The organism is Bacillus sp. N1(2025) (assembly GCF_053470005.1).
The window spans coordinates 262,534-275,095 of the sequence record NZ_JBLTJB010000003.1 but is presented as its reverse complement, the minus strand read 5'-3'; the positions used below and the strand labels follow the sequence as shown (position 1 = coordinate 275,095).

Below are 12,562 nucleotides of genomic sequence, written 5' to 3'. Positions count from 1 at the left end.
CGGTTTTTCTTATTTATAAAATACTTTCTCAATGTTGTATTTCGACTGAAGGGTATTGATCGCGTACGTTTCGTAAATCTCTCTTTCCATCGGATCATTTACGACACATACTTCAATTTTATACACTTCGTCCCTGTGATGTTTAACAGGCGACACATTGTCTTCAAAATGCTTTTTGATCCTTTGTCTTAATTTACGGGCTTTCCCGACAAACAGCAGCTCATCATGAATGTTATAAAACATAAAGATGCCGCCTTTGTCTCTCGGAATTTGGTGAAAATCAATGAAACCGTAAATCGCTTTAATCGCCGGTTCATTCTCCGACGGTGACTGCTGCCGTTCCGTAATGGTTACATCAGGAGCAGGAAGGTTTATTTTTATCAAAATGGGTCACGTCCTCTTATTCATTAAAGCTCCATCCTATCATAAGAATGCACCAAAAGCTATTTTTTATTCAAGCGCCCCGGCCGGATCATAAAGGCTTAAATCAATTTCCGTCTGCTGACCGAGCGCGAGTTTCGCCAGTTCAGCCCCCAGATACGGCCCGCTCGTCAGTCCTGAGGCGCCCAGCCCGTTGGCAACGAGGAGTCCGCTGATATTCGGCACTTTGCCGATGACAGGAAGAAAGCCGGGAGTAAACGGCCTGAAACCGACTCTTGTCTCTATTACAGTACTGTCTGAAAGGCCTGGCGCCACGGTTAATGCTTTGTCAAAAATCTCGCGGAGGCCGCCGGCCGTCACCCGCAAATCCATGCCGGTATCGTTTTCATGAGTCGCACCCGCTATGATTCTGCCGCTGTCAAAGGCGAGAATGTATTGATCGTTTGGGGGCATGACGACGGGCCAGCCGCCCGTCTCCTCTCCCTGAAGCTCTAAATGAACGATCTGCGCCTTTTGGTATGATACTGAAAAACGGATGCCGAGCGGCTCAAGCAGCTCTCTCGCCCAAGCGCCGGCCGTTACGAGAACCTGGTCGGCAGTAAGCGTGCGTTCTGCGGTTTTCACACCGATGACGGCACCGTCCTCTGTCAATATTGACGCTTCTTCATTGTAAACAGCCGCTCCGTACTTAACGGCCGCATTTAACAGCGCCTTACGAAGCGCCCTCCCGTTCACCCGGGCCGCGCCGCTGACATGAACTGCCCCGTATTCCTCCGACAGCGCGGGGAACAGCGCCTTCGTTTCTTCCGGAGTCAGTCTTGTAATGTCACCGATTTCAGGGGCATCCTCTCTTCTTTTATAAGCTCTTTCCTCCATTTGGCTGAGCTTTTTTTCATCCGTATGGAGGCTGACGGCACCGACCTTTTGATAACCGGTTTCTGTTTCTCCGTCCGCTTCAAGCTGCTGTATCAATCGTTCATAATAACGGGCGCCGCCTTTTGCGATCGCATACCATGCCTGATTGCGCCGCTGCGACAGCCACGGGCAAACGATCCCCGCCGCGGCGTCAGTCGCTTGCCCCGGGTGTTTCCGGTCAATGACCGTTACATCCGCCCCGGCCTTTGCGAGATGATAAGCCGCGGACGCACCGAGAATGCCGGCCCCGATAATCATATAAGACTTCATGTGTAACACCTTTTCTATCTGTTTTGTCTTATTTATTTTAACAAATAGAGCGCCCGGTTCCTACCGGAGTCCTGACAGCAATGATGAGTTTCGAAAACGGAAACGTATAATAAAAGGAATACGTTCTTGTCTGAAAGCCGTTTTCCTCAAGAATCTCTCTGTATTGTGATGTATTTTTTATATCTGACACGGCCAATGTGCCGCCAGGCTTCAGCACCCTCACCATTTCTGCAATCGCCCGTTCCCTCTCTTTTCTGCCTGAAATGTTGTGTACGACAAAATGCGAAATGACAAGGTCAAACGTTTTATCAGGAAACGGCATGTCTTGCGCGAGTCCGTCATACAAATCAATTTCCGGCGCTCCTTCTGCCCGTCTGTTCTTTTCGAATGCGTCTCTCCCGTTTCCGCCCAGATCCCAGCCTGACCATTTGTCAATCGCTGAGACGTCAGCGCCTTTTTGAGCCGCGGCGATGGCTAGCAGCCCCCGTCCCGTCCCAATATCAAGCACCTTCATGTCCGGCTTTAAACCGGAAAGCGCAAGAATGCGGTGGCGGTGTGAAAGTTTAATGGCCGTTGAATACAAGAGCATCCAAAGACCGAGCACTAAAAACAAGGCACCCGTCAGCAATCCCAGAAAAGAGGAATCATGCCGCATAACGTGCCTGCGGCATAAAGGAGCGCAAGAAAGATAAACCCAAAAGTTCCATAAGGCGTATCAATGCCGTATCGTGTTGTCATACCGTCAAGTCCTTTCAATATTTATCCAAATATTATACCATAATATTCAAAAACCGAAAGGAGATACGACCATATGAAACGCGGCATTACATTTAACATCCCAAATCAATTCGGACGGTTTGCGGCAGATATATTACAACCGTTCCCGATCTCTTCCTATACGTGGTTTATCGGTGATGGAGAGGCGTATATTGAGTTCAAAGAAGACACCGATACAGACCTGTTTCCGCAAAATCAGCGCATCATTCAGGGTCAAGAACTCCGTCAGCATCTGGAAGGAAACCCTTATTATATGATTTTTGCTGAATTGAAAGCTTTCCCGGGCGGGATGGTAACGGAAATCAATACGTATGAGGAATATTTGGAGAGTTCCTGTGAACTTGTGCTTCTCATTGCAGATTGCTCGTATGTAACGTTATATTGCAAAGATCCGGACATGCTCGAAGCCCTTTTTCAGCAGGCTGTACAATGCGGGTTTCACCGCGTTGACTATGTTACAGATGAGAATGACGCGAGAACGGGATTGTCTGTCTGATGAAGCTGCGTTCTTTTTATGAAGCGCCGGATAGGGCTTAGGATTCAAAATATTGACAAATTCGTGTGTTTTCAACAAAAAAACAACCCCCTCATGTATACTGAGTGCGTAACTTACATATGAAAGGGGTATGGCAATGAAAATCAGCTTGAGGAAAAAAGCAGGTTTTTGGAAGAAGACGGCGGTTTCATCTCTTATTTTCACCATATTTTTTACCCTGATGATGAGCGGTACGGTTTTTGCGGCCGGGCTGAATAAGGATCAGAAGCGCCGGGCGGAACAGCTGACCAGCATCTTTGAAAACGGAAAGACGGAAATCCAATACGGATATGTTGAAGCGTTGGATGACGGAAGAGGTTACACTTGCGGGCGGGCCGGCTTTACGACGGCTACCGGAGATGCGCTGGAAGTAGTCGAAGTATACACGAAAGCGGTGCCGAATAACAAATTGAAAAAGTATTTGCCTGAATTGCGACGTCTTGCGAAGGACGAAAGCGATGACATCAGCAATCTGAAAGGATTCGCTTCTGCCTGGCGCTCACTTGGCAATGATAAAGCCTTCCGCGCTGCCCAAGATAAGGTAAATGACAGCTTGTATTATCAGCCGGCGATGAAACGTTCAGAAAATGCCGGACTGAAAACGGCCTTGGCAAAAGCAGTGATGTACGATACGGTGATTCAGCATGGCGACGGCGATGATCCGGACTCCTTTTATGCCCTGATTAAACGCACGAACAAAAAAATGGGCGGGTCACCGAAAGACGGAACTGATGAAAAGAAATGGCTCAATAAATTCTTGGATGTGCGCTATGACGATCTGATGAATCCGTCGGATGAGGACACTCAGGATGAATGGAGAGAATCGGTTGCCCGTGTCGACGTTTTCCGAGATATTGTCAAAGAGAAGAACTACAATTTAAACGGGCCGATTCATGTCCGGTCAAGCGAATACGGTAATTTCACTATTCAATAAACAAAAAAACCCCGCCATATGGCGGGGTTTTACTATTAACCGATGGAACCTTCCATTTCGAATTTAATCAAACGGTTCATTTCAACTGCGTATTCCATCGGAAGTTCTTTTGTGAACGGCTCGATGAAGCCCATAACGATCATTTCTGTTGCTTCTTCTTCAGAAATACCGCGGCTCATCAAGTAGAAAAGCTGTTCTTCAGAAACTTTTGATACTTTCGCTTCGTGCTCCAATGAAATGTTGTCGTTCAGGATTTCATTGTAAGGGATTGTATCAGAAGTTGATTTGTTATCCATAATGAGCGTATCACACTCGATGTTTGAACGGGCGCCGTCCGCTTTTCGTCCGAAGTGGACGATACCGCGGTATGTTACTTTTCCGCCCTGTTTGGAAATCGATTTTGATACGATTGTGGATGACGTATTCGGTGCAAGGTGAATCATTTTCGCACCCGCGTCCTGATGCTGTCCTTTGCCCGCAAGAGCGATAGAAAGCGTCATGCCGCGCGCGCCTTCACCTTTCAGAATGACAGCCGGATATTTCATCGTCAATTTAGAACCGATGTTTCCGTCAACCCATTCCATCGTCGCGTTTTCTTCACAAACCGTACGTTTCGTTACTAGGTTGTAAACGTTGTTCGCCCAGTTTTGAATTGTTGTATAACGGCAGTAGCCGCCTTTTTTGACGATGATTTCAACAACCGCGCTGTGAAGCGAGTTTGTTGTGTACACAGGAGCCGTACAGCCCTCTACGTAATGAACGCTTGCTTCTTCGTCAACGATGATCAGCGTACGTTCGAACTGACCCATGTTTTCGGAGTTGATGCGGAAGTAAGCTTGAAGCGGTGTTTCAACCTTCACGCCTTTAGGCACGTAGATGAAAGATCCGCCGGACCAAACAGCTGAGTTCAGCGCCGCAAACTTGTTATCAGTCGGCGGGATAACTTTCGCCCAGTGCTCGCGGAAAATGTCTTCATTTTCTTTCAGCGCGCTGTCTGTGTCTTTGAAGACGATGCCTTGCTCTTCAAGATCTTCTTTCATATTGTGGTACACAACTTCGGATTCGTACTGTGCAGAAACACCGGCAAGGTATTTTTGCTCAGCTTCAGGAATACCGAGTTTGTCGAATGTCTGTTTAATTTCCTCAGGCACTTCATCCCAAGAACGCTCTGAACGCTCAGACGGCTTTACGTAATACGTAATTTCGTCAAAGTTTAAAGAGTTTAAATCCCCGCCCCACTGCGGCATCGGCATGTTGTAGAAATGCTCAAGAGATTTCAGGCGGAAATCAAGCATCCATTGAGGCTCTTCTTTCATGCGTGAAATTTCTTCTACGATTTCTTTTGTCAATCCGCGCTCTGAACGGAAAATGGAAACGTCCTTATCGTGAAAACCGTACTTGTATTCACCAATTTCAGGCATTTTTTTAGCCATCCATTTTCACTCCAATCTTTTAATTGCCGCCTTTTTCGCCAGCGACTCCTTTTTCAAGTGCTTTCCATGAAAGGGTGGCACATTTAATCCGGGCCGGGAATTTCGAAACGCCTTGAAGGGCTTCAATATCCCCGAGATCTATTGAGTCGTCATACTCTTTCCCTTGCATCATGTCTGAGAAAATCTTAGACATGGAAAGGGCGGTATCAATATCTTTTCCTTTAATCGCCTGCGTCATCATGGAAGCTGAAGCCATGGAGATGGAGCAGCCTTCTCCTTCAAACTTCGCTTCCTGAACGGTATCGCCGTCAAGCTTCATTGTCAGTCTGATCCGGTCGCCGCAAGTCGGGTTGTTCATATCGACGACGATGCTGTCATCCAAAACCCCTTTGTTGCGCGGATTTTTGTAATGATCCATGATCACTTGTCTGTATAATGTATCTAAATTTGCATTAAAAGACATTTGTAAAGTACTCCTTTGTCTTTTGGAGGGCTTCCGCGAGCTTATCGATCTCTTCCTCTGTATTATACAGATAAAAACTCGCTCTCGCAGTAGCAGATACATCCAGCCATTTCATGAGCGGCTGGGCGCAATGATGGCCGGCTCTGACCGCAATGCCCTCAGCATCGAGGACAGTCGCGACATCATGAGGGTGAACCTCATCAAGATTAAATGTCACAAGTCCCGCCCGCTCTTTCGGACCGTATACCGTCACGCCGTCTAGCTGCTCGAAACGGTCAAGCGCATAGGCTGCAAGCTTATGCTCATGCCGGGAAATCTCGTCGAGTCCGATCTCTTCAAGAAAATCAATCGCGGCTCCCAATCCGATCGCGCCTGCAATGATCGGCGTGCCTGCTTCAAATTTCCACGGAAGCTCTTTCCAAGTTGATTCATAAAGCCCTACAAAGTCGATCATCTCGCCGCCAAATTCGGCCGGCTCCATATTCTCAAGCAGTTCTTTCTTGCCGTACAGCACGCCGATTCCCGTCGGGCCGCACATTTTATGGGAAGAAAGCGCGAAGAAGTCGCAATCCAAGTCCTGAACGTCGATTTTCATGTGCGGTGTGCTTTGCGCCCCGTCCACCACGATGACCGCGCCATTGTCATGAGCGATTTTGGCGATCTCTTTAATCGGGTTGATCGTGCCGAGCACGTTTGACACATGAGCGACTGCCACGATCTTCGTATGGCTTGTGACAGTCTGCCGGACGTCGTCCAACGAAAGCGTGCCGTCTTCCTGCATCGGGATATATTTTAAAGTCGCGCCGGTTGCTTTGACAGCCTGCTGCCATGGAATGATATTCGCATGATGCTCCATTTGGGTGATGACCACTTCATCACCGGGTTTTAAGCTGGCGCGGGCATAGCTCAGCGCCACCATATTCAGTGAAGTTGTCGTGCCTTTTGTGAAAATGACCTCAGCCATTGACTTCGCATTGATAAACTTACGGACTTTTTCACGCGCACCTTCATAGCCGTCTGTCGCTCTCGTGCCAAGAGTATGAACGCCTCTGTGGACATTGGAGTTGTATTTGTTGTAATACTGATCCACTGCTTCAATGACAGCACGCGGCTTCTGGGAAGTCGCCGCGCTGTCAAGGTACACGAGGTCATGTCCGTTCACTTGCTGATGAAGGATCGGGAACTGTTCACGAATATCGGTGATATTCATTATTTTACTTTCCTTTCGATGACGGAGACGAGCTGTTTCTTAACTCCTTCAATCGGAAGCTCTTTTACCACCGGAGCAAGGAATCCGTAAATGACTAAGCGCTCCGCTTCTTCTTTCGGAATTCCGCGGCTCATTAAGTAGTAAAGCTGGATCGGGTCCACACGGCCGACAGATGCCGCATGTCCTGCAGTTACATCGTCTTCATCAATTAAAAGAATCGGGTTTGCATCTCCGCGTGCTTTTTCACTCAGCATCAGAACGCGGGATTCCTGTTCAGCGTTTGCTTTAGACGCGCCGTGCTCGATTTTGCCGATTCCGTTAAAGATGGAAGATGCGGCATCTTTCATGACTCCGTGCTTCAGGATATAGCCTTCAGAAGCCTTACCGAAGTGGATGATCTGCGTCGTAAAGTTTTCCGTCTGTTCTCCTCTTCCGACAACTACGGTTTTCGTATCGCCGTATGTGCCGTCACCGTAGAGGTTTGTCGTGTTTTCAGAAATCGTGTCGCCGTCGTTCATCAGTCCGAGCGCCCACTCGATTTTGCTGTCGCGTCCGCGCGCGGCTCCGCGGCGGTTGACGTATGTTGTGACGCCTGCTGACAGGTTGTCAACGGCGCCGTACGTCACGCTGGCATTATCGCCTGTGACCACTTCACTGATAATGTTGAATACAGCTTCTTTCGGATTCACCGTGCTGATGTAGTTCTCAACGTAAGTGACGGAGCTGTGATCTTCAGCGACAATCAGCACGTGGTTGAACAATGCCGTGTCATTGCTTTCATGAACGTAAACGGCCTGAACAGGCGTCTCCACCTGAACGTTTTTAGGAACATAAAGGAATGCCCCGCCGTTCATTAATGCTGCATGAAGCGCAGTCAGTTTATGTTCGTCGACCTTAACGCCGTCTTTCATGAAATACTTCTCAACAAGGTCGCTGTGCTCACGGGCAGCCGTTAAGATGTCCGTAAAGATGACGCCTTTGTCTTTCAGTTCTTTAGAAAGAGAAAGAAAAGCGGGCGTTTGGTCACGCTGCACGTATAACGTTTTGTCTTCGTTTTCGATATCGATCAGCGCTTTTGCTTCATCAGCTAAATCTTCTAAAGAAGCAAGCGGCGCATTTTCTACTGTATGCTTGTTGAACTTTGTAAAGTTCCAATTTGTGATTTTTGTTTTATCAGGCTTAGGCAGCGGCAGATCTTCAGCTTTTTCAAGAGCCTGTAAGCGCAGGTTTTTCAGCCAGGCAGGTTCTTGATGCTTTTCGGAAAAGCCTTTGACATATTCCTGATCTACGGATAGTTTCGTTTCCAATGTCATGATTATCCCCCTAACGCTTACGCTTCTTGGCCTACAGTTTCGTCTTCAATGCCTAGTTCTTGTTTAATCCAGTCATAACCTTCCGCTTCAAGGCGCTGTGCAAGCTCCGCGCCGCCGGATTTCACTACGCGTCCCTGCATCATAACGTGAACGACATCAGGCGTGATGTAGTTCAGAAGGCGCTGGTAGTGAGTGATCATTAAGCAGCCGAAGTTTTCGCTGCGCATTCTGTTAATTCCTTTAGAAACGACTTTAAGCGCATCGATATCAAGACCTGAATCGATCTCGTCAAGAATGGCGATTTTCGGCTCGATCATCATAAGCTGAAGGATTTCGTTGCGTTTTTTCTCCCCGCCTGAGAAACCTTCGTTCAGGTAACGCTGCGCCATTTCAGGGTCCATTTCAAGGAACTCCATGTTTTCGTCCATTTTGCGGATGAATTTCATAAGAGAAATTTCATCGCCTTCTTCACGGCGGGCGTTAATCGCAGAGCGAAGGAAATCGGCATTTGTCACACCGCTGATTTCGCTTGGGTACTGCATCGCAAGGAAAAGACCCGCCTGAGCGCGCTCGTCCACTTCCATTTCCAGTACATCCTTGCCGTCAAGCGTGATGCTGCCTTTTGTAACTTCGTATTTCGGGTGTCCCATAATCGCTGCTGAGAGCGTGGATTTACCGGTACCGTTCGGCCCCATGACAGCGTGGAATTCGCCGCCTTTTATTTCAAGGTTTACACCTTTTAAGATCTCTTTTCCTTCGATTTCAACGTGAAGATCCTTGATCGTTAATGTTGAAGCAGCCATATCTATACCTCCAAAATATATAATCATTATTCTCAATTTATTCTCATTCTAATTTTATAACAAATGAAAAGTAAATACAACTTTTTATATTACCCGGAACATTCCTAAAGTTTATCAAAGATCAAGGCGTAATTAAAGCTGTTTGAAACAGAAAAAGGGCGGAAATCCACCCTTTTTTACTGACCGATTTTCTCATTAAGCTGCGCTGCGAGGAACTTGCTTTTTTGATATTCAAGCTCCCTCTGCCGTTCGACTTCCATCCTTTTTGAAAGACGCCGTCCGTATTCCTCGTAGCCGATGCCGTGTGACTTCTGCATCGCTTTTTCCATTTCAGGCGTATAGTCAAGGTCCAGTCTCTCGTGGCTGGTGCAGATAATGAATCAATCCCTTCATATATTTGTTTCTATTGTAACAATGATCCTCTGCTCCGGCCAAAGAGAGTGTGCCCCTGAATCCTTTCGAATGTGCCGAAAACCGGCGCTCGCTTTATCTGAAAAACGGTATTCACACGATTGCTCTTTCTAATGCGTCGTATGTCCGAATTCCTGAATGCACTGCTGCACGAGGGTCACTCCCTGACTGAGAGCCGCGCCGCCCCCGAATGCCGCCGCGACGCCGATGACCTCAAGGATGTTTTCTTCTGTCGCCCCTTGGTCAAGGCAGCCCTTCGTATGATAAATCATGCAAAATTCATCTTGAGCGCTGATGCTGATGCCCAGAGCGATTAATTGTTTCTCTTTTTCAGTTAATGAATCCGCAGAGAAACACTGTTCAGTAAATTCATTAAACTTCCGCCCCATCATCGGCATTTTTTGCTCGAATATGCCTAAACCTTCTTTATATTGTTTCAATGCGTCATGCACGCTTTTCCCGTTATCCTGGTATTGGGCCACTGCCATTCCCTCCAATCGTTAACCTTCCTTTTTATTATGGACAGTTCTCCGATTAATACCCGAAAAAAACCCCGGATGATTCATCCGGGGTTTTCGCTTTATTCAGATACGGGAAGCACGGCTCCGTCGTATTTTTTCTCAATAAAGTCTTTGATTTTCTTAGAGTGAAGCACTTCCATAAGCGCTTTGATTTTCTCTGATTTTTCGTCACCTTTGCGTACGGCGATGATGTTTGCGTACGGGTTGTTTTTCGTTGATTCCACTTCAATCGCATCTTTTAACGGATTCAGTTTGTTTTGAATCGCATAGTTGACGTTAATGAAGACTGCATCGCCTTCTTCTTCATTATATGCTTTCGCCGTTAATTCAGGGGCGATTTTTTTGAATGTCAGGTTTTTCGGGTTTTTCGTAATGTTTTTCGTAGTGGCTTCAATCGTTTTTACCTTCGGATCAAGTGTGATCAGTCCGGCTTTTTCAAGCATCGCCAGCATACGGCCTTGTTCAGCGACATTGTTCGTCATGATGATGGTCGCGCCTTTAGGCAGGTCTTTCAGTGATTTGTATTTTTTCGTGTAAATTCCGAATGGCTCAAGGTGAACGGCTCCGGCATTCACGAGTTTGTAATCTTTATTTTCTTTCATTTCCTGTTCAAGGTAAGGAACGTGCTGGAAGAAGTTCGCATCCACTTCATTATCAGCTAACGCTTTGTTGTACATTTTGTAATCGTTCAGCACTTTTACTTTTAATGTGTAGCCTTTTTCCTTCAAGAGCGGTTCCGCTTCTTTTAAGATTTCAGCATGCGGTGTTTTTGTCGCGGCGACGACGATTTCCTTTTTATTTGAGCCGTTTGATCCGCAGGCGGCCAAAACTCCCGCGAACACAAGCAGCAGCGCACTTAATACAATCTTTTTCAATGTAAATCCTCCCTTATCTTTTGTCTATTATATTTGTAATTACATCACCGATAATCTGAATGATAAAGACGATGATGAGTATAAATACTGTCGCTACAAACGTTACATCCGTATTATTGGACTGGTAGCCTTCTACATATGCAAGGTTTCCGAGTCCGCCTGAACCGATGGCGCCGGCAATGGCGGTAGATCCGATCAGGGCGATGGCCGTAACGGTGATGCCTGAAATTAACGCAGGCATTGATTCAGGAATCAGCACTTTGAAGATAATCGTCGATGTCTTTGCTCCCATTGATCTGGCAGCTTCAATGACTCCTTTATCGACTTCCCGCAGCGCAATTTCCGCAAGACGGGCGTAAAACGGCGCGGAGCCGATAATCAGCGCCGGCAATGCGGCGTTCGGTCCTAAAATCGATCCGACCAAAATCTTAGTAAAGCCGAGAAGCAGAATAATTAAAATAAGAAACGGAATAGACCTGAAAATATTAACGACCGCCGCGATCACGGTGTTAATGATTTTATTTTCCCATAAGCTTCCCTTGCCCGTTAAAAAGAGCAGAAGACCGAGAATCGCTCCGATGATAAATGAAAAAACTAATGCGATGACCGTCATATAAAGGGTCTCGTATGTGGCCGTCCACAGCTCGGTTATATCAACGTTCGGGAACCATTTTTCAAACATTTGTGATCACCTCTGCTTCTACCTGTTTGTCTTTGATGAACCGGATCACGTTTTCTACTTCTTTTTCCTGACCGTCAATATGAATGAATAAAGAACCGTAGGCTCCGTCCTTCGTCTGTGAAATTTTCCCCTGCAGAATATTGACGTCCACATCAAAGTTTCGGATCATTTCCGTAATGAGGGGCTGCTCGGCGGCCTGCCCGACAAATGAAAGCTGAATCGTTTTTCCTGTCGCTGTTTCCTGCAGAAAATGCTGGATGGTTTCTTTCGTCTCCTCCGGTTCTGTCACCTGCTGAACGAAACGCTTGGTCATCAGTTCGCGCGGGTTTCTGAAAACTTGGAGTACTTCGCCTTCTTCAACGACTTTCCCGTTTTCCATGACGGCGACTCTGTTGCAGATTTTTCGGATGACGTGCATTTCATGGGTAATGAGCACGATCGTCAGACCGAGTCTGTCATTTATATCGGATAAAAGATCCAAAATTGAATCGGTCGTCTGCGGATCAAGCGCTGATGTCGCTTCATCGCACAGAAGGACTTTCGGATTATTGGCGAGCGCCCGGGCTATGCCGACACGCTGCTTTTGACCGCCGCTCAGCTGCGACGGATAAGATTTTTCTTTCCCCTCTAATCCGACCAGTTTAATCAATTCATCAGCGCGGCGGATCCGTTCGCTTTTTTTCACGCCGGCGATTTCCAGCGGGAACATAATGTTCTCCCGGACGGTGCGCGACCACAGAAGGTTAAAATGCTGGAAGATCATGCTGATTTCCTGGCGCGCTTTTCTCAGTCCGCGGCTGCTTACTTTATTTAATTCCGTCCCCGCGACTTCCACGGTTCCCGACGTCGGCTTTTCAAGGCCGTTCAGGAGACGGATTAAGGAACTTTTACCAGCTCCGCTATATCCTATAATTCCAAATATTTCGCCCTTTTTGATATCAAGAGTGACATCTTGGACAGCATTGACATCCCCATGCTTCGCTTTGTAAATTTTTGAAACATTTTGAAGATGGATCAAAGCAATCACCCGCCTTACACT

Annotated in this window: 15 protein-coding genes; 2 read left to right on the top strand and 13 right to left on the bottom strand. The window is 47.1% G+C overall.

Translation table 11 applies throughout. The features are described 5' to 3' along the window. Positions 1 to 9: 9 nt before the first annotated feature. From ACNFN4_RS09175 to ACNFN4_RS09165, 3 genes are all read right to left on the bottom strand, one after another. Complete coding sequence (locus tag ACNFN4_RS09175; protein WP_007410094.1) at positions 10 to 384, bottom strand: nucleotide excision repair endonuclease; 375 nt, start codon at positions 382 to 384, stop codon at positions 10 to 12. 66 nt (positions 385 to 450) lie between these two features. Further along, on the bottom strand, positions 451 to 1,566 hold the full coding sequence (locus ACNFN4_RS09170) for an NAD(P)/FAD-dependent oxidoreductase (RefSeq protein WP_017418968.1): 1,116 nt from the start codon (positions 1,564 to 1,566) through the stop codon (positions 451 to 453). A gap of 37 nt (positions 1,567 to 1,603) precedes the next feature. Beyond that, positions 1,604 to 2,221, bottom strand: a complete 618-nt coding sequence (locus ACNFN4_RS09165) for a class I SAM-dependent methyltransferase (RefSeq protein ID WP_448200125.1) — start codon at positions 2,219 to 2,221, stop codon at positions 1,604 to 1,606. 156 nt (positions 2,222 to 2,377) lie between these two features. On the opposite strand from ACNFN4_RS09165, the gene ACNFN4_RS09160 reads away from it, so the two are divergent. Further along, complete coding sequence (locus ACNFN4_RS09160; RefSeq protein ID WP_448200124.1) at positions 2,378 to 2,839, top strand: DUF2691 family protein; 462 nt, start codon at positions 2,378 to 2,380, stop codon at positions 2,837 to 2,839. A gap of 136 nt (positions 2,840 to 2,975) precedes the next feature. Further along, positions 2,976 to 3,812: a chitosanase gene (csn, locus tag ACNFN4_RS09155; protein ID WP_448200123.1), complete on the top strand. Its 837-nt coding sequence runs from the start codon at positions 2,976 to 2,978 to the stop codon at positions 3,810 to 3,812. A 35-nt stretch (positions 3,813 to 3,847) separates the two neighbouring features. Here csn and sufB read toward each other — a convergent pair whose 3' ends face one another. The 10 genes from sufB to metN form a co-directional block, all read right to left on the bottom strand. Next, positions 3,848 to 5,245: a Fe-S cluster assembly protein SufB gene (sufB, locus tag ACNFN4_RS09150; RefSeq protein WP_007410090.1), complete on the bottom strand. Its 1,398-nt coding sequence runs from the start codon at positions 5,243 to 5,245 to the stop codon at positions 3,848 to 3,850. Between the two features lie 19 nt (positions 5,246 to 5,264). After that, positions 5,265 to 5,708 carry a Fe-S cluster assembly sulfur transfer protein SufU gene (sufU, locus tag ACNFN4_RS09145; RefSeq protein ID WP_003151877.1) on the bottom strand — a complete coding sequence of 148 codons (444 nt, stop codon included), beginning with the start codon at positions 5,706 to 5,708 and terminating at the stop codon, positions 5,265 to 5,267. Beyond that, complete coding sequence (sufS, locus tag ACNFN4_RS09140; RefSeq protein ID WP_014418823.1) at positions 5,698 to 6,918, bottom strand: cysteine desulfurase SufS; 1,221 nt, start codon at positions 6,916 to 6,918, stop codon at positions 5,698 to 5,700. Before sufS ends, sufU begins: the two co-directional genes overlap by 11 nt. Beyond that, a complete protein-coding gene (gene sufD, locus ACNFN4_RS09135) occupies positions 6,918 to 8,231 on the bottom strand; it encodes a Fe-S cluster assembly protein SufD (protein ID WP_003151874.1) in 1,314 nt (437 codons plus the stop codon). Before sufD ends, sufS begins: the two co-directional genes overlap by 1 nt. Positions 8,232 to 8,248: 17 nt before the next feature. Then, positions 8,249 to 9,034, bottom strand: coding sequence for a Fe-S cluster assembly ATPase SufC (sufC, locus tag ACNFN4_RS09130; RefSeq protein ID WP_003327022.1), 786 nt, complete (start codon positions 9,032 to 9,034; stop codon positions 8,249 to 8,251). Positions 9,035 to 9,210: 176 nt separating this feature from the next. Further along, a complete protein-coding gene (locus ACNFN4_RS09125; protein WP_003151857.1) occupies positions 9,211 to 9,363 on the bottom strand; it encodes a hypothetical protein in 153 nt (50 codons plus the stop codon). 192 nt (positions 9,364 to 9,555) lie between these two features. Continuing rightward, on the bottom strand, positions 9,556 to 9,933 hold the full coding sequence (locus tag ACNFN4_RS09120; protein WP_029973602.1) for a carboxymuconolactone decarboxylase family protein: 378 nt from the start codon (positions 9,931 to 9,933) through the stop codon (positions 9,556 to 9,558). A 92-nt stretch (positions 9,934 to 10,025) separates the two neighbouring features. Then, a complete protein-coding gene (gene metQ, locus ACNFN4_RS09115) occupies positions 10,026 to 10,841 on the bottom strand; it encodes a methionine ABC transporter substrate-binding lipoprotein MetQ (RefSeq protein WP_014418825.1) in 816 nt (271 codons plus the stop codon). Between the two features lie 13 nt (positions 10,842 to 10,854). After that, positions 10,855 to 11,523: a methionine ABC transporter permease gene (locus ACNFN4_RS09110; RefSeq protein ID WP_003151851.1), complete on the bottom strand. Its 669-nt coding sequence runs from the start codon at positions 11,521 to 11,523 to the stop codon at positions 10,855 to 10,857. Further along, a complete protein-coding gene (gene metN / locus ACNFN4_RS09105; RefSeq protein WP_448200122.1) occupies positions 11,516 to 12,541 on the bottom strand; it encodes a methionine ABC transporter ATP-binding protein MetN in 1,026 nt (341 codons plus the stop codon). Before metN ends, ACNFN4_RS09110 begins: the two co-directional genes overlap by 8 nt. Positions 12,542 to 12,562: the final 21 nt, after the last annotated feature.

Excerpts from the sequence above, each read along its gene's own strand:
- csn (WP_448200123.1), top strand. The coding sequence starts at position 2,976 with ATGAAAATCAGCTTGAGGAAAAAAGCAGGTTTTTGGAAGAAGACGGCG.
- ACNFN4_RS09160 (WP_448200124.1), top strand. The coding sequence starts at position 2,378 with ATGAAACGCGGCATTACATTTAACATCCCAAATCAATTCGGACGGTTT.
- sufS (WP_014418823.1), bottom strand. The coding sequence starts at position 6,918 with ATGAATATCACCGATATTCGTGAACAGTTCCCGATCCTTCATCAGCAA.
- ACNFN4_RS09120 (WP_029973602.1), bottom strand. The coding sequence starts at position 9,933 with ATGGCAGTGGCCCAATACCAGGATAACGGGAAAAGCGTGCATGACGCA.
- sufD (WP_003151874.1), bottom strand. The coding sequence starts at position 8,231 with ATGACATTGGAAACGAAACTATCCGTAGATCAGGAATATGTCAAAGGC.
- ACNFN4_RS09125 (WP_003151857.1), bottom strand. The coding sequence starts at position 9,363 with ATGGAAAAAGCGATGCAGAAGTCACACGGCATCGGCTACGAGGAATAC.
- sufC (WP_003327022.1), bottom strand. The coding sequence starts at position 9,034 with ATGGCTGCTTCAACATTAACGATCAAGGATCTTCACGTTGAAATCGAA.
- ACNFN4_RS09170 (WP_017418968.1), bottom strand. The coding sequence starts at position 1,566 with ATGAAGTCTTATATGATTATCGGGGCCGGCATTCTCGGTGCGTCCGCG.
- sufU (WP_003151877.1), bottom strand. The coding sequence starts at position 5,708 with ATGTCTTTTAATGCAAATTTAGATACATTATACAGACAAGTGATCATG.
- ACNFN4_RS09110 (WP_003151851.1), bottom strand. The coding sequence starts at position 11,523 with ATGTTTGAAAAATGGTTCCCGAACGTTGATATAACCGAGCTGTGGACG.
- sufB (WP_007410090.1), bottom strand. The coding sequence starts at position 5,245 with ATGGCTAAAAAAATGCCTGAAATTGGTGAATACAAGTACGGTTTTCAC.
- ACNFN4_RS09165 (WP_448200125.1), bottom strand. The coding sequence starts at position 2,221 with ATGCGGCATGATTCCTCTTTTCTGGGATTGCTGACGGGTGCCTTGTTT.